This is a genomic window from Streptomyces sp. NPDC059008, from assembly GCF_042749045.1.
Classification (GTDB): Bacteria; Actinomycetota; Actinomycetes; order Streptomycetales; family Streptomycetaceae; genus Streptomyces.
On the sequence record NZ_JBHYJC010000050.1, the window covers coordinates 1 to 19,909 of the forward strand.

Sequence of the window (19,909 nt, forward strand, 5' to 3'; positions counted from 1 at the left end):
GTAAAGCGCAGCAGTCCACAACACCACCCCGGAGGCCCCGAACCCGGCACCCACCACCCACCCGGGGCCCCACCCCACAACCCACCCCGCTCCCGCCGAAGGCGGGAAAAGAACAACAGACGAGGCACGGCGGGCCACCCGGCAACGTGGGAAGCGGGGCTACGAGCCCAAAACCGCTACGAGCCCAAAATGGTCGTGAGGAACTCGCCCACCCAGGCCAGCAGCTCGCGGCCGACCAACGGCTTGCCGCCGATCTTGCCGGTGGTCGGGCGTGGCACCAGGATCTGGCGGGTGGCCGGCTTGAGGACCGTGCGCGGGTACAGGCGCTTGAGGCGCAGCTCCTGGGACTCGCGCAGCTCCACGGGGCCGAAGCGGATGTTCGCGCCCTGGAGGGTGATGTCGCTGACGCCGCAGGCCCGGGCGAGCATGCGCAGGCCGGCGACCAGCAGGAGGTTCTCGACCGGCTCGGGGAGCTTGCCGTAGCGGTCGGTCAGCTCCTCCCGGACGGCCGCGATGTCCTCCTCCGAGCTGGCGGAGGCGATGGCGCGGTAGGCCTGGAGGCGCAGCCGCTCGCCGGGCGCGTAGTCGTGCGGGACGTGGGCGTCCACCGGGAGTTCGATCTTGACCTCCAGCGGCGGCTCCTCCTCCGCCCCGCCTTCGAGGGAAGCCCGGTAGTCGGCGACGGCCTCGCCGACCATGCGGACGTACAGGTCGAAGCCGACGCCCGCGATATGGCCGGACTGCTCGCCGCCGAGGAGGTTGCCCGCGCCGCGGATCTCCAGGTCCTTCATGGCGACGTACATGCCGGCGCCCATCTCGGTGTGCTGGGCGATCGTCGCCAGCCGCTCGTGGGCGGTCTCGGTCAGCGGCTTCTCCGGCGGGTAGAGGAAGTAGGCGTAGCCGCGCTCGCGGCCGCGGCCCACCCGGCCGCGCAGCTGGTGCAGCTGGGACAGGCCGAAGTTGTCGCCGCGCTCGACGATCAGGGTGTTGGCGTTGGAGATGTCGATGCCGGACTCGACGATGGTCGTGGAGACCAGGACGTCGAACTTCTTCTCCCAGAAGTCGACCACGACCTGCTCCAGCTGCGACTCGCCCATCTGGCCGTGGGCGGTCTGGATACGGGCCTCGGGGACGATCTCGCGCAGGCGGGCGGCGGCCCGGTCGATGGACTCGACGCGGTTGTGGATGTAGAAGACCTGGCCCTCGCGCAGGAGTTCACGGCGGATGGCGGCGCCGATCTGCTTCTGCTCGTAGGGGCCGACGAAGGTCAGGACCGGGTGGCGCTCCTCGGGGGGCGTGGTGATCGTGGACATCTCGCGGATGCCCGTGACCGCCATCTCCAGGGTGCGGGGGATGGGGGTGGCCGACATGGTCAGCACGTCCACGTTGGCGCGGAGCTTCTTCAGCTGCTCCTTGTGCTCGACGCCGAAGCGCTGCTCCTCGTCGACGATGACCAGGCCCAGGTCCTTGAACTTGGTCTCGGAGGAGAACAGGCGGTGGGTGCCGATGACGAGGTCGACCGAGCCGTCGCGCAGCCCTTCGAGGACGGCCTTGGCCTCGGTGTCGGTCTGGAAGCGGGACAGCGCCCGGACGTTGACCGGGAACTGGCCGTAGCGCTCGGTGAACGTGCCGTGGTGCTGCTGGACGAGGAGGGTGGTCGGCACCAGGACCGCCACCTGCTTGCCGTCCTGGACGGCCTTGAAGGCGGCGCGGACCGCGATCTCGGTCTTGCCGTAGCCGACGTCGCCGCAGATCAGCCGGTCCATCGGGACCGACTTCTCCATGTCCTCCTTGACCTCGGCGATCGTGGTGAGCTGATCGGGCGTCTCGGCGTACGGGAAGGCGTCCTCCAGCTCCCGCTGCCAGGGGGTGTCCGGGCCGAAGGTGTGGCCGGGCGCCGCCATCCGGGCGGAGTAGAGCTTGATGAGGTCGGCGGCGATCTCCTTGACGGCCTTCTTGGCGCGCGCCTTGGTCTTGGTCCAGTCGGCGCCGCCCAGGCGGTGCAGGGTCGGGGCCTCGCCGCCCACGTACTTGGTGACCTGCTCCAGCTGGTCGGTGGGGATGTAGAGGCGGTCGCCGGGCTGGCCGCGCTTGGCGGGGGCGTACTCGACGAGGAGGTACTCGCGGGTGGCGCCCTGGACCGTGCGTTGGACCATCTCGATGTAGCGGCCCACGCCGTGCTGCTCGTGGACGATGAAGTCGCCGGCCTGGAGGGTGAGCGGGTCGATGGTCTTGCGGCGGCGGGCCGGCATGCGGGCCGCGTCCTTGCCGGCCGCCTTCTGGCCCGACAGGTCGGTCTCGGTGAGGACGGCGAGCTTGAGCGACGGGTCGACGAAGCCGTTGTCGAGGGAGCCGCAGGCGACATGGACGACGGCGGGGGTGATCTCCGCCAGGTCGGCGTCCAGGCGGGCGGCGATGCCCTCGCCGCCGAGCACCTCGACCGTACGGGCCGCGGGGCCGTGCGCCTCGGTGAGGTAGACCGTCCGCCAGCCGTCGGCCAGCCACTGCTTGGTGTCGGCGAGCGCCCGCTGGGTGTCGCCGCGGTAGGTCTCGGGGGCGTGCATGCCCAGCTTGAGGGTGTCGCCGTCCCCGGCGGCCAGGTCCTCGTCGGCGGCGAACGGTGAGACCGACCACCACATCATGCCCAGCTCGCGGGCCCGGTCGCGGACATCGGCGATGCCCCACAGGGACGCCGCGCCCACATCGATCGGTGCCTCGCCGCCCCCGGCGCTGGCGGCCCAGGACGCCTGGAGGAACTCCTGGCTGGTCGCCACCAGGTCGGCGGCCCGGGTGCGTACCCGCTCCGGGTCGCAGACCACGGCCATGGAGCCCTTGGGCAGCACGTCCAGCAGCAGTTCCATGTCGTCGACGAGGACGGGGGCCAGGGACTCCATGCCCTCGACGGCGATCCCCTCGGCGATCTTGCCGAGGAGTTCGCCCAGCTCCGGGTGCTGTTCGGCTAGGGCGGCGGCCCGGGTGCGGACGTCCTCGGTCAGCAGCAGCTCACGGCACGGCGGCGCCCACAGGCCGTGCTCGGCGACCTCCAGGGAGCGCTGGTCGGCGACCTTGAAGTAGCGGATCTCCTCGACGTCGTCGCCCCAGAACTCGACCCGCAGCGGGTGCTCCTCGGTGGGCGGGAAGACGTCCAGGATGCCGCCGCGGACGGCGAACTCGCCGCGCTTCTCCACCAGTTCGACGCGGGCGTAGGCGGCCGCGGCCAGCCCGTCGACGACCTCTTCGAGATCGGCGCTCTGCCCCGTGCGCAAGCTGACCGGCTCCAGGTCGCCCAGGCCCTTGACCTGCGGCTGGAGCACCGAGCGGATCGGGGCGACGACGACGGAGACGGGGCCGGCGGTGGGGTCGTCCGGGCTCGGGTGGGCGAGCCGGCGCAGCACCGCCAGGCGCCGGCCGACGGTGTCGGAGCGCGGGGAGAGCCGCTCGTGCGGCAGCGTCTCCCAGGACGGGAACTCCACGACGCGGTGCGCCTCGCCGGCCGGCATCAGGCTGCGCAGCGCGGCGGCGAGGTCCTCGGCCTCCCGGCCGGTGGCGGTCACGGCCAGCACGGGGCGCCGGGTGCCGCGGGCGAGCGCGGCCACCGCGAAGGGGCGGGCGGCCGGCGGACCCACCAGGTCCACGTGCGGGCGGTGGCCGTCGGCCGCGGCCTCGACCGCTTCGGCGAGCGCCGGGTCCCGTACGACGGCGTCGAGCAGACCAGTCAGGCTCATGAAAAGGTTCCGTCCCAGCAAGCGAGGCGAACAACGCGAACAGCCCGCGGCGTCGCACGGGCGGGTTGCCCACGATACGCCCGACCACCGACAGCCCGCCGACCAAGCGGACCGGGCACGGGCGCGACGCCCTCGCGCGCCCGGGGGGGGGGCGTCCATCTGCCGAGAAGCGCCGTTCCGCATCGCGGCCCCGCGTGGTTGGGTGTCGACTGGAACGGTGTCCGATACACGCACCCGGACAGCCGCGGCCCGACCGAGGAGGGGGACCCGTGAGCCGCACGACCAAGGACAGCGACAGCCCGGCGGGCCGCGGGACGGGCGGCCCCGGCTCCCCCGCACCGGGGAACCCCTCCGCGCGCACCGCGCGGCGCGGCCCGGTCGTCGCGGCGCTGATGCTGGGCATGGCGCTGGCCGCACTGGACTTCACGATCATCGCCACCGCCATTCCGCAGATCGTCGGCGACCTCGGCGGCTTCGCGGTCTTCTCCTGGCTCTTCTCCGGCTACCTGCTGGCCGTGACCGTCACCCTGCCGGTCTACGGCAAGCTCTCCGACACCTTCGGCCGCAAGCCCATCCTGATCGCCGGCATCGTGCTCTTCCTCGTCGGCTCGCTGGCCTGCGCGGGCGCCTGGAGCATGGCGTCCCTGATCGCCTTCCGGGTACTGCAGGGACTGGGCGGCGGCGCCCTCCAGGGCACCGTGCAGACCATCGCCGCCGACCTCTACCCCATGGCGGAACGCCCCCGGATACAGGCCAGGCTCTCCAGCGTCTGGGCCGCCTCGGCGGTCGCCGGCCCCGCCCTGGGCGGGCTGCTCGCCACCTACGCCGACTGGCGGTGGATCTTCCTGGTCAACGTGCCGGTGGGCGCGGTGGCGCTGTGGCTGGTCGTGCGGCACTTCCACGAGGACGCCCAGACGCGGCGCGGCGCCCGGGGCCGCCGTCCGCGCGTCGACTGGCCCGGCGCGCTGGCGATCTTCGCCAGCGGCGGGCTGCTGCTGACCGCGCTGGTCCAGGGCGGCGTCGCCTGGCCCTGGCTCTCCGCGCCGTCGCTGCTGCTGCTCGCCGGCAGCGCGGCGGGCGCGGCGGCCACCGTCCTGATCGAGCGCCGCGCCGCGGAACCGATCATCCCCGGCTGGGTCTGGCGCCGCCGCACCATCGCCGCCGTCAACCTCGCCCTGGGCGCGCTGGGCCTGCTGATGGTCGCACCGATCGTCTTCCTGCCCACCTACGCCCAGTCGGTGCTGGGCCTGGGCCCGACGGCCGCCGGTTTCGTGCTCTCGGTGATGACGCTGAGCTGGCCGCTGTCGGCCGCCCTGAGCAGCCACGTCTACCGCCGCACCGGCATCCGCACCTGCGCGATGCTCGGCATCGGCGCGGCCGGCGCGATCCTGCTCGCCTTCCCCCTGCTGCCGTATCCCGGCGCCGCCTGGCAGCCCGCCCTGATCATGCTGGCGCTGGGCGCGGCCCTCGGGCTCTTCCAGCTGCCGCTGATCATCGGCGTCCAGTCCTCGGTCGGCTACGCCGAGCGCGGCACCGCCACCGCCTCGATACTTTTCTGCCGCCAGGTCGGCCAGTCGGTGGGCGCCGCGCTCTTCGGCGCCCTGGCCAACGCCACCCTCAACGACCGCCTCGCGCACGCCCCCGCGGACATCCGCCCCGGCCTCCCGGGCGACCTCGACGCGGTCTCGCACGCCCTGGAGCAGTCCGGCACGCTCACCGCCCGCGCCACCGACTACCTGCGCCGGGCCGTCGACACCACCGTCGACCACGTCTACCTCGGCGCCGCCGCGGCCGCCGCGCTCGCCCTGATCGCCCTGGTGCTGCTGGCGCCGCGGCACTTCCCGGTGCACGACGACGCCGGCGGCGAACGGGACGGCCGGGCCCGTGCGGGCGACGGCGAGAGCGCGGACGAGGAGGCGTCGCCGGGGCGGTAGGAGACACCCCCAGGCGGTCAGCCGCGCGGCCGGGGCAGCTCGGTGGTCAGGGTGTCCTCGTTGTCGGGGTCGCCGCCGGACCCCGTCGCGGGCCCGCCGTCCGCCCCGTCCGCCCCCGTCGGCTTGCCGGTCAGCGCCGCCAGGCTGTTGCGGACGTGCGTCATATGGGTGCGGACCTCCTCGCGCCGCTCGGCGTGCTCGCGCAGGGCCCGCTCCGTGGCCCGCTCGATGCGCTCCACCTCGACCCTCGCCCGTGCCAGCAGCCCGGCCGCGCGGTCCTCGGCGTCCTCCTGACGGTGCCGGGCGGCCTCCTCGGCCTCCGCGTAGAGCCGGCGCCGGTCGGCGAGGACGGCCTGCCCACGGGCGTCCCGCTCCGCGACGAGCTGGTCCATCTCCGCGTCCAGCTTCGCCAGTTCCCGCCCGGCCGCCTCCCACGCCTCGGCCTGCTGCTTCTCCTGCTCGCGCAGCATCCGGGCGGTGTCGCGCACCGCCTGCCCCCACTCCTCGGCAGCCTCCGCGCGCAGGCGCTCGGCGTCCTTGGCCGCCGCGGCCACCCGCTTCGCGCCGTCCTCCTGCGCCCGCTCCTCGGTGCGCCGGGCCAGTTCGTCCGCCTCGGTACGCAGGGCGGAGGCGGCCTGGTCCGCCGCGGCCCGGACCTGGTGCGCGAAGCCGTCGGACTCGTCACGGGCCCGCTCGGCGGCCTGCTCGGCCTCGGTCCGCAGCCGCTCCGCCTCGGACTCCGCCGTGCTCAGGATCAGCCGGGCCTCGCTGCTGAGGGACTCGTACGTCTGCGGTGGCAGCTTCGCCAGATGGAGCCGCAGCCCGGCGAGTTCGTCCGTCATCTCGTTGCACAGGACGGTGAGCCGCGCGGCACGCTCCCAGCAGGAGTCCCGGTCGATCGAGAGCCCCTCGAACCTGCGGTCGACGTCCTCCGGTCGGTAGCCACGCCCTCGTACGGTCTCGAACCCGTGAGGCGAAACCGGTGCACTCATCCCTCAAGCCCCTCTGTGCAGTTACGCGCGCTTGTCCTTACAGACCGGTACAGAGACCCACCCTCGCGGCACTTCGCCCGGACCGTCCCCCCAGGATGCGTCATTTATCGCCAGAAGTCGGAATTGGATCATCCTTGTACAAGGATTGGAACAACCGCTTCGCCCGGTTTTCGTCCCAGAGCAGCACCGCCCCCGCGCCGTCCACCCACACCCCGGGCCGCCGCACCGGAACCGTCGCCGCCACCCCCTCGCCCCCGGCGATCCGCCGCAGCGCCCAGCCCATGTCCAGCACGTGCGCCGCCCCCGCGCCCTCGTCCACGGTCAGCGCCGCCAGCGAGGTGTCCAGCACCCGCTTGAGCCGGGCCGGGTCGAGGAACACATCAGGGCCGGCCATCGCCTCCGCCACCGCGCCGATCAGCCGCCGCTGCCGCTTCACCCGTCCGAGGTCACCCTCCGGGTCCGCATAGCGCGCCCGCACGTACGCCAGCGCCCGCCGGCCGTCCATCCGTTGGCAGCCGGCGGGGAAGTCCGCCCCCGACCGCTCGTCCCTCAGCGGCGCCTCCAGGCACAGCCGTACGCCGCCCAGCGCGTCCACGACCCGCACCAGACCCAGGAAGTCCACCTCGGCATAGCGGTCGATGCGCAGACCGGTCGTCTGCTCCACCGTCCGGGTGAGCAGCCGCGGGCCGCCGTCCGCATACGCCTCGTTGATCTTCCGGCCGCCGTGGCCGGGAACGGGGACGTAGCTGTCGCGCGGCAGACTGACCAGAGCGGGGCCGTGCTCGCCGTAGTGCAGCACCATGATCGTGTCGGTGTTCCGCACCCGGCCGTTGCCGACGTGCAGCTCCGCGCGCTGCCGCGGGGTCAGCCCGGCGCGGCTGTCGGAGCCCACCAGCAGCCAGTTCGTCCCCCGGCCGGCGGCCGGCCGCGCGGCGTAGTCCGCCAGCGCGTCGGTGTGCCGCAGCTCCCGCCCCGCCCGGACGTACAGCCCGACCCCGGCCGCCACCACCAGTACGACCAGCAACAACAGCGACACCAGCAACCAGGTGAGCCACGACCACCGGCGCCCGGGCGGCCCCACCCCGCGCGGCGGCCGCAACCGCCCCGCCCGGTACGGCGGGGGTATCGGACGGCCCATACAGGCATGGTCCCGGCGCCCGACCCGTCGCGCAGGTCGAGCACCCGGACCCGTCGCCACGGCGGTGCCCCCACCGCACCGCGCACCCGTACGGCGCGCGGCGCGGACATGGCCTACAGCAGCCCGTCCCACATCTGCTCAAGGAGCACCGACCACCAGGTCTCCGGCGAACCGAGTGCCGGCGGATCCAGCGCGACCAGCTGCGCCTGGAAGTCGACGGTCCACCGGCCCGCCTGCTCCGGCGTCAGCCCGTAACGCAGCCGCCACATCCGCCCCAGCATCGCCAGACAGCGCACGAACTCCGGCAGCCCGCTGTTGACGAACTGCGGCGCCGCCGGCTGGCCACCCGGCCCGCCCTCCATCGGCACCGCCACGATGTGCGCGGTCCCGTACTGGACACACAGCTGACGGCCGAAGTCGTTGCCCATCACCAGATACGAGCCCGCGTCGGCGGCCGGCTGCACGCCCCGCTCCGCCGCCAGCTCCGCCAGCGTCGGCACCGGACGGCCCGGCTGCGCCTGCGCCCAGAAGAACGGCCCGAAGTCGACCGGCAACCCGGCCCACACCAGCATCTGCGCCACCACATCGGGCACACCGTGCCGGGAGACCGCCCGCTGGTCGAAGCGGAAGATCCCCTGCGGACCGAAGGCCTGCTCCAGCTCCTGGCCGATCGCCTGCGGCGGAACCGGCGGCACCGGCTGCACCTGGGACGGGTGCGGCAGCGGCACCCGCACCGGCGCCGGCCGCGCCGGACCGTCCGCGACCTGGTGCAACTCGCCCTGATGCTCCACCAGATGCCGTACGCCCTGCTGACGCGAGGCATGGTCCCTGCCGTACGCGGCGGTGTGGCTGATGCGCACCTGCGGCCAGTTGTCCCGGATCATCCGGGCGCAGTAGCCACCCGGCAGATCACAGCACTCCAGCTCCGTGTGCAGCTCCAGCACCTGCTGCGGCGGGACGTTCATCGCCCGCAGCTCGTGCAGCAGCTGCCACTCCGGATGCGGCGTACCGGGCGCCGAACGGCGCACGATCTTCTGCTCGGAGCCGTCCGGCGCGCGATAGCTGAGCACCGCCATGTAGCCGGGACCGACGGTCGGCTGACCACTGGGGGCCGGCGGATAGCCGTACGCACCCGGAGGGCCGGGCGGCGCGGCCTGCGGCGGGGCGGGCACACCCGCGGGCGGGGCACCGTGGCCGGCCGGCGGCGCGGCGGGAGCGCCCGCCCCACCGGGACCGCCCAGCGCGGCACCGCCGGCGAGCATCGTCGCCGCGGCGTGCACCCCACCGCCGCCGGTACCGCCCGCGACGGGCGGCGCCGGAGGCGGAGGCGGCGGACCGCCCTGGCCGCCCTGACCCGCCGGGCCCTGCCCGGCCGCGGACCCGCCGGACCTGCCGGGCGGACCGGGCGGCTTGGGCGCGCCGGGCGGACCGGGCGGCGGCGGGACACCGGGACCACCGGCACCACCGGCACCACCGGCACCGCCCAGGCTCGCCTGCAACGACGCACCGTCGGCGAGCATCGTGGCGGCCGCGTGCACCCCGCCACCGGGACCACCGGCACCCGTAGCGCCGGAGCCGGCCCCGCCGGCCCCCGCGCCCTCGGGCCGGTCCGTTCCGTCCACCGCGCTGAGATCGACATCCGCCGCATCCAGCTGCGAGACCAGCTGCGTGGGCACATAGCCACCGGCCGGCGCGCCGGGCGCACCCGGACCGGACGCCGCGGGCCCGCCGCCCGGGCGCGCATCGGCCTTGCCGGTCTCGGCCTCCGCGAGCCTCGCCGGATCCTGCGCACCACCACGGCCCGCCCCGGGCCGACCCGGAGCGGGCGGAGGCGGCGGCGGACCCGCCGCGGCGTTACCGGGCAGCGACGAGCCGTCGGCCAGCATCGTCGCCGCGGCGTGCACCCCGCCGCCCACGGGCGGCGCAGGCACCGGCGGCGTACCGGGACCGGACGCACCCGGAGCACCGGCACCCGGCGGAGGAGGCACATCGGCGACCGGCGCCCCGGACGGCGGCGGCAGATTCGGCAGCCCCGCGGCCGCGGGCGGCGCCGGAGGCATCGGCGGCGGCAGCGGCGCACCACCGGGCCCGCCCGCCGGCCGCGCCTGACCGTCCGGACCACCGCCCGGCCCGGCACCGTCCCCCAGGTCCAGCGCGGGCGCCACCTGCGTACGGGGCAGCTGGCTGCCACCGTGCAGCAGCTCGGTCTTCGCCTCCGGGCGCGCACGCGGCGCGGCCGGAGCGTCGTCCTCCGCGTCGTAACCGGCCAGCGGCGGCGCGAACACCGTCTCGGGCAGCCCCACGGAACGGTCCTGCGCCCCCGCGTCCGACCCCGTCGTGTCCGCCGCCGCCCACGGCGTCGCGTCCACACCGGAACCGACGGAACCGGCAGCGGCCGGCTCCGGGCCCGCCTCCACCGCATCCGCACCGGTCTGCGCGACCCCGCCGTCGGCACCGTTGACACTCACCTCGGCCCAGGCGTCCGACGCCGAAGGCACCGGCGGCGGCGCCGGCGGCGCCTGCTCAAGGGACACGGCCGGCGCGGGAACCGGCGCGGCCGGCTCCGCACCCCCGCCCCGCCGGTCCGGGACACCGATCGCGTCCGCCGCCTGCTGCAACCACTCCGGCGGCGTCAGCAGGAACGACGTCGCCTCCAGATCGATCCGCTGCGGCGCCGGCTCGGCCGCACCCTGCCCACCGTCCACCGAAGCGCCGTACTCCTCCTCGTACCGCCGGATCACCTCACCCACCGGCAACCCCGGCCACAGCGTCGTCTCACCACTGTCCCGCGCGATCACCAGCCGGGCCCGGCCGCCATCCGTCGCCGGCCCACCGTCCCGGTCCTCGGCCCAGGCCACAAAGCCCAGATCGAACTCCCGCACCCGCACCTCACGGTGCTGCGGCGCCGGCACATCGCCGTTCACCCACCGCTCGGCGCGCTCCTGCGCCTGCGCAAACGTCACCATCGCGCTCAACCCCCCACCGGCACCGCGTACGCGAAACCGCCGTCCACCATCAGGTTCGCCACGGTCTCCAGCTCCGGCGGATTGCCCGCCAACCGCTGCAGAAACTCATCGAAATCCGCGCCGCACGGCAACAGCAGCCGCTCCACCCGCTCCTGCACCGACCAGCCGTCCTGATCCCGCGCATCGTCATACGGGCAGAACCACACCGAGCCCAGCGCCTCGCCACGCACCTTCACCGCGACCACACCGCCCTGCACGAACGCCACACCCAGATAGTCCTTGGTGAAGTGATCCCGCAGGCACTTGTTCACATAGACCAGATCATTGACGGCCGCGTCATCGCGCACCGTGAAGAACGGCTGGTCGACCAGCAGCCCCAGCTCCGCGTCCAGCGCCGCACCCACCGGCGCACACCCACCCGCCGCCTTCAAAAACGCACGGTAGGCACCCGGCAGGCGATAGCCCAGCGCCTCCTCGGCCTGCACCACCTGCTCCTCACCCACCGACAGATCGCGATGCGGCAACCCGAAGTGCACCGGCCGGGTCTCCTGCAACGGCCGGGTACCCCGCTTGTCGTGCGCCACCGGAGCCGTCGCCAGCCCACCGTGATGCCGCAACAGCGCCTTGACCTCGACCGGAACCAGCTCCATCCGCCGCGTACCGGCCACGTGATGCCAGGTCCAGCCATGCGGCGTCGCCACCGCCGGCACATCTATCCACAGCTCGTGCCCCTGCGCATGCAGCGCGGCGTTCGCCGACACATAGTCCGTCAACCGCAGCTCGTCGACACCGAACCCCTCCGGCGGCTCGGCGATCTCCGCCGCGGCACGCGCATACGGCGTGAACTCCGCGAAGCCCTGCCCGTCCACCCGCACCCCGGCGGGATACCGCGCGGCACGCACCGGGTCCGGAAAATGCACGACCTGCCCGGCATAGGCCGAATTCGGTGGTGCGGCACGTCCCGCCGCCTGGGGGCCGGGTGGTACCCCCAGCCCTGGCCGACCTGTCGTCATCGCGGTTGCCCCCTGGCTGAAGCTGGCTTTGGGGCACAGCCTATGCCGTACCGCAACACCCTCCCGCGCCCCCGCCCTCGCACGTCAGCACGGCGACACACCGACGTCACCCGCCGGCCCACCACCCCCACACCCCCCGCGCACCACCCCGCCCACCAGCCCCGTTATCCGCCGACCGACACCCCGTCAGCCCCCCGTGAGATCACCGACAGTGCGTCCGACTACCGGAACACCCAGCACATTTGGCAGGCTGACCCCCGCAAACCGGGGGATTGCAGGGAGGGAAACGCACACCACCATGAGCACCACTGCACGCCAAGGCACCGGCGCCGGAGACCCCCGCATCGGCTGGAGCGGCACCGCCGACACCCATCGCGCGCCCGCCCTCCACCACCGACGCGACGGCATCCTCCCCACCATCGGCGCCGCATTGTCCGTACGCGGACACACCCTCACCTGCACCGCGAGCAAGGCCGAACAGCCCCCCGCACTGCACCCCCTCGTCCAGGACTTCCTCGACGCCCTCCCCACCGCCCAGCGCGAACGCTTCACCGGACGATGTCCCGAAGCCGTGCTGCTCTCCCGCCACCTCACCGCCGTCGAGGCCAACCGCTCCAAACGAGCCGCCCGCAAACCCCTCACCAACGGCGAAGCCCGCCGCTCCCTGAAACACTCCAAGATCACCGCACGCCACATCCGCGAGGACGGCGACCCCCAGCACGGCAGCTACGCCCCACCCTGCCGCTCCTGCGACGCACTCCTCGCCCACTTCGGCGTCATGCCCATCGGCGCGACGCCCACAGGGAGCTGACCGCCACCATGCCGCCCACCACCCCCGGCCCCCGCACCCCCACCCACGACCGCACCGGCTCCACCCGCTTCCCCGCCGCCGTCGACGTCGCCCTCCAAGAAGCCGGCTGGCAACCCGGCCGCTGGGACATAAAGCAGGCCGAACACTGGGCCGACACCCTCCGCGCCCACACCTCCCCCGCCGGCCACCGCCACACCGTCTTCCCCGCCGCCGTCGAAGCCTGGGCCGAATTCGGCGGCCTGCGCATCGCCGGACCCGGACCCGGCCGGCACATCGCCCCCACCCCCTTCACCCTCGACCCCCTGCACGGACTCCACCTCGCCCGCACCCTCGGCGACCTCGGACGCGCCCTGGAAACCGACGTCGCCCCACTGGGCCGCGAGGAACTCCCCGGCCCCGACGGCACCACCTACAGCCAGTCCACCCTCGCCATCGACGCCGAAGGCCGCGTCTACAGCCTCGACCACACCGGCGACTGGTACCTCGGAGCCGACATCGACACCGCACTGGGCACCCTCGTACTCGGCACACGACCGAGCCGGCTGGGAATCACCCCACCCGGCAACGGATGACCCACCGTCCGTCCGGCACACCGCCCGACGGACGCGACCGGGCACACCGGATACCAGGACTCACCCGGCCGCGACCACAGCAGGCACCACCGCCGACACCCGGAAGCCACCCGCCTCCGTCGGACCCGAGACGAACACGCCCCCCAGCGCCGTCACCCGCTCCCGCATCCCCACCAGCCCGTTGCCACCACTCGGCAGACCCGCATCCGCCGCACCGCCCTCACACGGCCCGTTCTCCACCTGCACCGCCAGCTCACCCTCCCGATGCGCCAACCGCACCCGCGCCCGCGCACCCGGCGCATGCTTGTGCACATTCGTCAGCGCTTCCTGCACCACCCGGTACACCGTCTGCTCCACCCGCGCCCCATACCGGCGCCCAGCAGCCGACTCCCCCTCGCCGGCCCCCTCCACCGACAGCTCCACCACCATCCCGGCCGCCCGGGACTCCCCCACCAAAACCCCCAGATCAGCCAGGCACGGCCCCTCAGGGTCCACCTCGGCCCCGGCCACGGGCCCCGCCAACGACGGCCCGTCCCCCTCCACCTCAGCCGACAACGCCTCCGGCCCGCTCCGCTCGACGGCCCGAGCCGCCACCGCCACCAACCGCTCCGGCGCATCCGACCCCGCGGAGCCACGCACCGCCGAACCCTCGGCCGTCCGCAGCACCCCCAGCATCTCCCGCAGCTCCGTCAGCGCCTGCCGCCCCATATCGCCCACCAGACCCGCGTTCTTCGACGCCTTCTCCGGATCCTTCAACGCCACCGCCTGCAACGCGGCCGCATGCACCACCATCAGACTCACCCGGTGCGCCACCACGTCGTGCATCTCCCGCGCGATCCGCGTCCGCTCCTCGTTACGGGCCCACTCCGCCCGCTCCTCGGCCCGGTCAGCCAGCAGCGACAGCTCCCGCTCCAGACCGTCCGCCCGCTCCCGCAGGCTCTCCACCAACCGCCGCCGCGCCCCGACGTACAACCCCCACAACACCGGCGGCGCCGTCAGCACCAGCCCCACCGCCAGCGACATCGCCGGCACGAACCACACCGGCGGATTGAAGTCCTCCTGCGCCGCGATGTCCTGCCGCATGCTGAGGAACGTCGTCACCAACGTCCCCGCCACGGTCATCCCCGCCAGCAACGCGGTGATCCGACGCGGCACATCCGACGCGGCGAGCGTGTAGAGCCCCACCACGCTCAGCAGCCCGCCCATCTCCGCAGGCATCACCGCTATCGAAACCAGCACCACCGCCACCGGCCACCGCCGACGCACCAGCAGCACCGGCCCCGCCACCAGGCCGAAGAACAGTCCGAGCAACTCCGGCAGCTGCGCCTCCTGCGCGAACCGCACGCCCTCGAACATGCACTCCAGGCCCGAGGCCACCGCCAGCAACACGTCCAGTACGGCACTGCGCCGCCGGGCCCACCACCACGGCCCCGTCGCCGGCGCACCCCGCGCCCCCACACCTTCACTTGCCCCCGTCGCGGTCATACCGACCAGCGTACGGGCGCCCGCGCCGGTTCCCCCGCCGAGTTCCCCAGCACAGTTCTGGCCCATTACCAGCCGTTACCGCCGGTTATCCCCCGAAGTGTTGAATCGCCCACATTTTCGACTCTTTCGGACCCGCGAGAGCGACACCCTGTTCCCATGCCGAACACCCATCGGGAACCCCCCGATTACGAGGCGTTACGCCCCCAAGCCGTCGCCCTCCGCCGCGCCGGCCTCAGCCGCCGCCAGATCCGCGACCGGCTGCACGTCCACAACAACGACCTACTGAACCGCCTACTGGAGGGCGTCCCGGTCCCGGAGTGGACCAAGCGCCCCAACGCCAAGGACGACCTGCGCGAAAAGGCGCGCGAGCTTCGCAGGCAGGGCATGACCTACGACCAGATCCAGGTCGAACTGGGCTGCTCGAAGAGCTCGATCTCGCTGTGGGTACGGGATCTACCGAAGCCTGCGCCGCGCCGGACGCCCGCGGAACAGGCCCGGCTCGCCGTCCGCAAGCGCTGGGAGCACGAGCTGGCGGTGCGGGACGAGGAGCGCCAGCGGCGGAAGACCACGGCGCACAACGAGATCGGCACCCTGACCGACCGGGAGCTCTTCCTCGTGGGCGTCGGCCTGTACTGGTCGGAAGGGACGAAGAGCAAGCCACACGCCCGGCGCGAGACCGTCACGTTCATCAACAGCGATCCGGACATGATCGTGCTGTACCTGGCATGGCTCGGCCTCCTCGGCGTGGAGTCGGAGCGCCTGCGATTCCACGTCATGGTCCACGAGAACGCCGACGTGGCCGCGGTCGAGCAATACTGGGCCGACCTCGTACGGATCGACGCCTCAACCCTTGGGAAGACCACGCTCAAGAAACACAACCCCAAGACCGTGCGCAAGAACGTAGGCGACGGGTACCGAGGCTGTCTCGTGGTCAAGGTGCTGCAGGGAGCCGACCTATACCAGCGCATCGAGGGGTGGTGGTCTGGCATGGTGGTGGAGGCCAAGCGGCGAACCACGTAGGCTGCCGTCGGTGATCCCCCATGGTGTAATCGGCAACACGGGTCACTTTGGATGATTTGTTCCAGGTTCGAGTCCTGGTGGGGGAGCTAGATCCACAACCGCTCAGTTCGGGTCCTGATCCCAAGATCAGGACCCGCTGTCGTGTCGGCCGCAATACGCCCCGGTATCCTTCGGATGACCACCACCCGAAGTAGCCAAGAAGCCGAAGGGCATCCCCGTGAGCGCCAACCGCCCGGCAGCCGTCGTCGTTCTCGCAGCGGGTGAGGGAACCCGCATGAAGTCGGCGACCCCAAAGGTCCTGCACGCACTCTGCGGCCGCTCCCTCGTCGGGCATGTCGTCGCCGCCTCCCGTGAGCTGGACCCCCAGAACCTCGTCGTGGTCGTCGGCCACGCCCGTGAGCAGGTGCAGGCGCATCTCGCCGGGATCGACCCGGACGTGCGCACCGCCGTGCAGCACGAGCAGAAGGGCACCGGCCACGCCGTCCGTACGGCCCTGGAGGAGCTGAGCGGCAGCGGTGTCGTCCTCGACGGCACCGTGATCGTGGTCTGCGGCGACACCCCGCTGCTGACCGGCGAGACCCTCCGGCGGCTCGGTGACACCCATGCCGCGGACAAGAACGCGGTGACCGTGCTCTCCGCCGAGGTGCCGGACGCGACCGGCTACGGCCGGATCGTTCGCGACGCGGACACCGGCGCGGTGACGGCGATCGTCGAGCACAAGGACGCCGGCGACGCCCAGCGGGCGATCCGGGAGATCAACTCCGGGGTGTTCGCCTTCGACGCCCGGCTGCTGGTCGACGCGCTGGGCAAGGTGCGTACGGACAACAGTCAGGGCGAGGAGTACCTGACCGATGTGCTGGGGATCGTGCGGGAGGCGGGGCACCGTGTGGGTGCGGCCGTGGCCGCCGATCACCGCGAGATCCTCGGGATCAACAACCGCGTGCAGCTGGCCGAGGCCCGTCGGCTGCTGAACGAGCGGTTGCTGGAGCGGGCGATGCTGGCCGGTGTGACGGTCGTCGACCCGGCCTCGACGTTCATCGACGTGTCGGTCGTGTTCGAGCAGGACGCGACGGTCCACCCGGGGACGCAGCTGCTGGGGGCCACGAGTGTCGCCACCGGCGCCGAGGTGGGTCCGCATGCGCGGCTGACGGATACGGCGGTCGGTGCGGGTGCCGTGGTGTCGTTCACGGTCGCGGAGGGTGCGCGTATCGGCGCGGGGGCGAATGTCGGTCCCTATGCGTATCTGCGCCCGGGGACGGATCTCGGTCCGAAGTCGAAGGCCGGCGCGTATGTGGAGATGAAGAACGCGTCGATCGGCGAGGGGACGAAGGTTCCGCATCTGTCGTATGTGGGGGACGCGACGATTGGTGAGTTCACCAATATTGGCGCGGCGAGTGTGTTCGTGAATTATGACGGTGAGGCCAAGCACCACACGACCGTCGGTTCGCATTGCCGGACGGGGTCGGACAACATGTTTGTGGCTCCTGTCACGATCGGGGATGGCGCTTATACGGCGGCCGGCTCGGTCATCACCAAGGATGTGCCCCCGGGTTCGCTGGCGGTCGCGCGTGGCCAGCAGCGGAATATCGAGGGTTGGGTCGCGCGGAAGCGGCCCGGAAGCGCCGCCGCGCAGGCCGCTTCGGCTGCTCGCCAGGAGCCCGAGGGCGAGTAGTGATCGTGCAACGGGTGCGCCGTGCGGGGCGTACCGTGATGAGCGCACGCAAACTGTGATTCGAGGAGATTTGCTGTGACCGGGATCAAGACGACCGGCGAGAAGAAGCTGATGCTCTTCTCCGGCCGCGCCCACCCCGAGCTGGCGGAGGAGGTCGCGCATCAGCTGGGTGTCGGCCTGGTCCCGACGAAGGCTTTCGACTTCGCCAACGGTGAGATCTATGTCCGCTATCAGGAGTCCGCGCGTGGTGCGGATTGCTTCTTGATTCAGAGCCACACGGCTCCGATCAATAAGTGGATCATGGAGCAGCTGATCATGATTGATGCGCTGAAGCGGGCTTCCGCTCGGAGCATCACCGTGGTCGTGCCGTTCTATGGCTATGCGCGTCAGGACAAGAAGCACCGTGGCCGTGAGCCGATTTCGGCGCGGCTGATCGCGGATTTGATGAAGACCGCGGGTGCGGACCGTGTGGTGACGGTGGATCTGCACACGGACCAGATCATGGGCTTCTTCGACGGTCCGGTGGATCACCTTTTCGCGCTGCCGGTCCTCGCGGACTACGTGGGCGCGAAGGTGGATCGCGACAAGCTCACGGTCGTCTCCCCGGACGCGGGCCGGGTGCGGGTCGCCGACCGCTGGTGCGACCGGCTGGGTGCGCCGCTGGCCATCGTCCACAAGCGCCGGGACAAGGACGTGGCGAATCAGGTCACGGTCCATGAGGTCGTCGGTGATGTGGAGGGCCGGGTGTGTGTCCTGGTCGACGACATGATCGACACCGGTGGCACGATCTGTGCCGCGGCCGACGCGCTGTTCGCCAATGGTGCGGCGGATGTCATCGTGACGGCGACGCACGGTGTGCTGTCGGGTCCGGCGGCGGACCGGCTGAAGAATTCGAAGGTGAGCGAGTTCGTGTTCACCAACACGCTGCCCACGCCGTCCGAGCTGGAGTTGGACAAGATCACGGTGCTGTCGATGGCGCCGACGATCGCGCGGGCGCTGCGTGAGGTCTTCGAGGACGGCTCGGTGACGAGTCTGTTCGACGAGCAGTGAGTGATCTCTCGTACTGATTGATCGACTTTGGGGCGGCCTTCCGGCCGGGTAGACTCGTGGAGTTGCTCGGCGAGGGAGGCCGCCCTTTTGTGGTGGCTGTCCGTTATCGACGCGCTCTTCGTAGCAGGTCTGTCGTGGGCCGGGTGACGCCCACCAGATGTTTCTGCGATACGAGGAGTGCTGTTATGGCTGAGATCAAGCTTGCCGGTGAGGTCCGGAACGACTTCGGTAAGGGTGCTGCCCGCCGTCTGCGTCGTGAGGCGAAGGTTCCCGGTGTCATTTACGGTCACGGTGCGGAGCCGCAGCACGTCGCCGTGGACAGCCACGCGCTGATGATGGCCCTGAAGACCCCGAACGCGCTGCTGCGTCTGGAGTTCGACGGCAAGAGCGAGCTGGTCATCCCCAAGGCCGTGCAGCGTGAGGCGATCCGCCGGTTCCTGGTGCACGTGGACTTCCTGGCCGTGAAGAAGGGCGAGAAGGTCACCGTCGAGCTGCCGATCCAGACCGAGGGTGAGCTGGCCCCGGGTGGCAACCTGCTCGAGCACGTGCTGAACACCCTGCCGGTCGAGGCCGAGGCCACCCACATCCCGGAGTCGGTCACGGTCTCCATCGCGGGTCTGGACGCCGGTTCGTCGGTGCAGGCCAAGGACATCACCCTGCCGTCGGGTGTCTCGCTGGCCGTCGAGGACGACGCTGTGGTGCTGCAGGTCGTGTCGGCGCAGGCCGAGGCTCCGGCCGAGGAGGCCGCCGCGGGTGAGGGTGCCGAGGGCGCCGAGGCCTGATCCTCGCCTCGTCACCGCTTTTTCCAACCGCTGTCCTGTGCCGTTGCGGCACGGGGCGGCGGTTGGGTTGTTTCAATGGCCTGCCGCACTGGCCTGGCGCAAGGAGATGTGGAGATGACGGACGCAGACGGCCCCTGGCTCGTGGTGGGGCTGGGGAATCCCGGGCCGGAGTACGCGGCCAATCGCCACAATGTGGGTTTCATGGTGGCGGATCTGCTCGCCGAGCGCATGGGTGGGCGTTTCAAGGCGCACAAGGCGCGGGCGCAGGTGGTGGAGGGTCGGATCGGTCCGCCGGGGCCGGGCAGTCGCCGGGTGGTGGTGGCGAAGCCGTTGTCGTTCATGAATCTGTCGGGTGGGCCGACGACGGCGTTGCGGGATTTCTACAAGGTCCCGGTGGCCAACATCGTGGCGGTTCATGATGAGTTGGATATCGATTACGGTGCGCTGCGGCTGAAGTTGGGCGGCGGTGACAACGGTCACAACGGTCTGAAGTCGATCACGAAGTCGTTGGGTGCGGAGTACCACCGGGTGCGTTTCGGGATCGGGCGCCCGCCGGGTCGTATGCAGGTGGCGGATTTCGTGTTGAAGGATTTCGGTTCGGCGGAGCGCCGGGAGCTGGATTACTTCGTGGATCGTGCGGCGGATGCGGTGGAGACGTTGATCGTGGAGGGGTTGGAACGGGCGCAGAGCACGTACAACACGTGAATGGGACAGTGCGGGTCAGGCTCTGACGAACTGTTGCCCGAGGT

General features: G+C 72.0%; 14 protein-coding genes and 1 tRNA gene. 9 read left to right on the forward strand and 6 right to left on the reverse strand.

From position 1 onward, the window contains the following. Positions 1-176: 176 nt before the first annotated feature. On the reverse strand, positions 177-3,725 hold the full coding sequence (gene mfd / locus ACFWZH_RS33935; protein WP_384440274.1) for a transcription-repair coupling factor: 3,549 nt from the start codon (positions 3,723-3,725) through the stop codon (positions 177-179). A 392-nt stretch (positions 3,726-4,117) separates the two neighbouring features. Between mfd and ACFWZH_RS33940 the strand changes: the two genes are divergently transcribed. Further along, positions 4,118-5,659, forward strand: coding sequence for an MFS transporter (locus ACFWZH_RS33940; RefSeq protein WP_384440391.1), 1,542 nt, complete (start codon positions 4,118-4,120; stop codon positions 5,657-5,659). A gap of 17 nt (positions 5,660-5,676) precedes the next feature. On the opposite strand, the gene ACFWZH_RS33945 is transcribed toward ACFWZH_RS33940, so the two are convergent. The 4 genes from ACFWZH_RS33945 to ACFWZH_RS33960 form a co-directional block, all read right to left on the reverse strand. Further along, positions 5,677-6,651 carry a cellulose-binding protein gene (locus ACFWZH_RS33945; RefSeq protein WP_384440277.1) on the reverse strand — a complete coding sequence of 325 codons (975 nt, stop codon included), beginning with the start codon at positions 6,649-6,651 and terminating at the stop codon, positions 5,677-5,679. Positions 6,652-6,751: 100 nt separating this feature from the next. Continuing rightward, a complete protein-coding gene (locus ACFWZH_RS33950) occupies positions 6,752-7,789 on the reverse strand; it encodes an LCP family protein (protein ID WP_384440280.1) in 1,038 nt (345 codons plus the stop codon). A gap of 113 nt (positions 7,790-7,902) precedes the next feature. Further along, the gene (locus ACFWZH_RS33955; RefSeq protein ID WP_384440283.1) at positions 7,903-10,755 is read right to left on the reverse strand and encodes an SUKH-4 family immunity protein; all 2,853 of its coding nucleotides are present in this window, start codon (positions 10,753-10,755) and stop codon (positions 7,903-7,905) included. A gap of 5 nt (positions 10,756-10,760) precedes the next feature. Beyond that, positions 10,761-11,768, reverse strand: a complete 1,008-nt coding sequence (locus ACFWZH_RS33960) for an SMI1/KNR4 family protein (RefSeq protein ID WP_384440287.1) — start codon at positions 11,766-11,768, stop codon at positions 10,761-10,763. A 298-nt stretch (positions 11,769-12,066) separates the two neighbouring features. Between ACFWZH_RS33960 and ACFWZH_RS33965 the strand changes: the two genes are divergently transcribed. Together ACFWZH_RS33965 and ACFWZH_RS33970 are read left to right on the forward strand one after the other, a co-directional pair. Next, positions 12,067-12,579 carry a YwqJ-related putative deaminase gene (locus ACFWZH_RS33965; protein WP_384440291.1) on the forward strand — a complete coding sequence of 171 codons (513 nt, stop codon included), beginning with the start codon at positions 12,067-12,069 and terminating at the stop codon, positions 12,577-12,579. An 8-nt stretch (positions 12,580-12,587) separates the two neighbouring features. Then, positions 12,588-13,151, forward strand: a complete 564-nt coding sequence (locus ACFWZH_RS33970) for an SUKH-3 domain-containing protein (RefSeq protein WP_384440293.1) — start codon at positions 12,588-12,590, stop codon at positions 13,149-13,151. 60 nt (positions 13,152-13,211) lie between these two features. On the opposite strand, the gene ACFWZH_RS33975 is transcribed toward ACFWZH_RS33970, so the two are convergent. Beyond that, the gene (locus ACFWZH_RS33975; protein ID WP_384440296.1) at positions 13,212-14,636 is read right to left on the reverse strand and encodes a sensor histidine kinase; all 1,425 of its coding nucleotides are present in this window, start codon (positions 14,634-14,636) and stop codon (positions 13,212-13,214) included. A 156-nt stretch (positions 14,637-14,792) separates the two neighbouring features. Between ACFWZH_RS33975 and ACFWZH_RS33980 the strand changes: the two genes are divergently transcribed. The 6 genes from ACFWZH_RS33980 to pth all read left to right on the forward strand — a co-directional run bounded on the left by ACFWZH_RS33980 (position 14,793) and on the right by pth (position 19,865). After that, positions 14,793-15,656 carry a hypothetical protein gene (locus tag ACFWZH_RS33980; protein WP_384440299.1) on the forward strand — a complete coding sequence of 288 codons (864 nt, stop codon included), beginning with the start codon at positions 14,793-14,795 and terminating at the stop codon, positions 15,654-15,656. A 14-nt stretch (positions 15,657-15,670) separates the two neighbouring features. Then, a tRNA-Gln gene (locus ACFWZH_RS33985) sits at positions 15,671-15,742 on the forward strand. Between the two features lie 131 nt (positions 15,743-15,873). After that, a complete protein-coding gene (glmU, locus tag ACFWZH_RS33990; RefSeq protein ID WP_384440302.1) occupies positions 15,874-17,328 on the forward strand; it encodes a bifunctional UDP-N-acetylglucosamine diphosphorylase/glucosamine-1-phosphate N-acetyltransferase GlmU in 1,455 nt (484 codons plus the stop codon). A gap of 75 nt (positions 17,329-17,403) precedes the next feature. Then, positions 17,404-18,378 (forward strand): ribose-phosphate diphosphokinase, encoded by a 975-nt coding sequence (locus ACFWZH_RS33995; RefSeq protein WP_384440305.1) that lies wholly within the window; start codon positions 17,404-17,406, stop codon positions 18,376-18,378. 185 nt (positions 18,379-18,563) lie between these two features. Further along, complete coding sequence (locus tag ACFWZH_RS34000; protein WP_384440308.1) at positions 18,564-19,160, forward strand: 50S ribosomal protein L25/general stress protein Ctc; 597 nt, start codon at positions 18,564-18,566, stop codon at positions 19,158-19,160. A 114-nt stretch (positions 19,161-19,274) separates the two neighbouring features. Continuing rightward, a complete protein-coding gene (gene pth / locus ACFWZH_RS34005) occupies positions 19,275-19,865 on the forward strand; it encodes an aminoacyl-tRNA hydrolase (RefSeq protein WP_384440311.1) in 591 nt (196 codons plus the stop codon). The last annotated feature ends 44 nt before the right edge of the window (positions 19,866-19,909 follow it).

Bases quoted from the DNA above. Each gene is read 5' to 3' on its own strand.
- mfd (WP_384440274.1), bottom strand. From the start codon at position 3,725: ATGAGCCTGACTGGTCTGCTCGACGCCGTCGTACGGGACCCGGCGCTC.
- ACFWZH_RS33940 (WP_384440391.1), top strand. From the start codon at position 4,118: ATGCTGGGCATGGCGCTGGCCGCACTGGACTTCACGATCATCGCCACC.
- ACFWZH_RS33945 (WP_384440277.1), bottom strand. From the start codon at position 6,651: ATGAGTGCACCGGTTTCGCCTCACGGGTTCGAGACCGTACGAGGGCGT.
- ACFWZH_RS33950 (WP_384440280.1), bottom strand. From the start codon at position 7,789: ATGGGCCGTCCGATACCCCCGCCGTACCGGGCGGGGCGGTTGCGGCCG.
- ACFWZH_RS33955 (WP_384440283.1), bottom strand. From the start codon at position 10,755: ATGGTGACGTTTGCGCAGGCGCAGGAGCGCGCCGAGCGGTGGGTGAAC.
- ACFWZH_RS33960 (WP_384440287.1), bottom strand. From the start codon at position 11,768: ATGACGACAGGTCGGCCAGGGCTGGGGGTACCACCCGGCCCCCAGGCG.
- ACFWZH_RS33965 (WP_384440291.1), top strand. From the start codon at position 12,067: ATGAGCACCACTGCACGCCAAGGCACCGGCGCCGGAGACCCCCGCATC.
- ACFWZH_RS33970 (WP_384440293.1), top strand. From the start codon at position 12,588: ATGCCGCCCACCACCCCCGGCCCCCGCACCCCCACCCACGACCGCACC.
- ACFWZH_RS33975 (WP_384440296.1), bottom strand. From the start codon at position 14,636: ATGACCGCGACGGGGGCAAGTGAAGGTGTGGGGGCGCGGGGTGCGCCG.
- ACFWZH_RS33980 (WP_384440299.1), top strand. From the start codon at position 14,793: ATGCCGAACACCCATCGGGAACCCCCCGATTACGAGGCGTTACGCCCC.
- ACFWZH_RS34000 (WP_384440308.1), top strand. From the start codon at position 18,564: ATGGCTGAGATCAAGCTTGCCGGTGAGGTCCGGAACGACTTCGGTAAG.
- pth (WP_384440311.1), top strand. From the start codon at position 19,275: ATGACGGACGCAGACGGCCCCTGGCTCGTGGTGGGGCTGGGGAATCCC.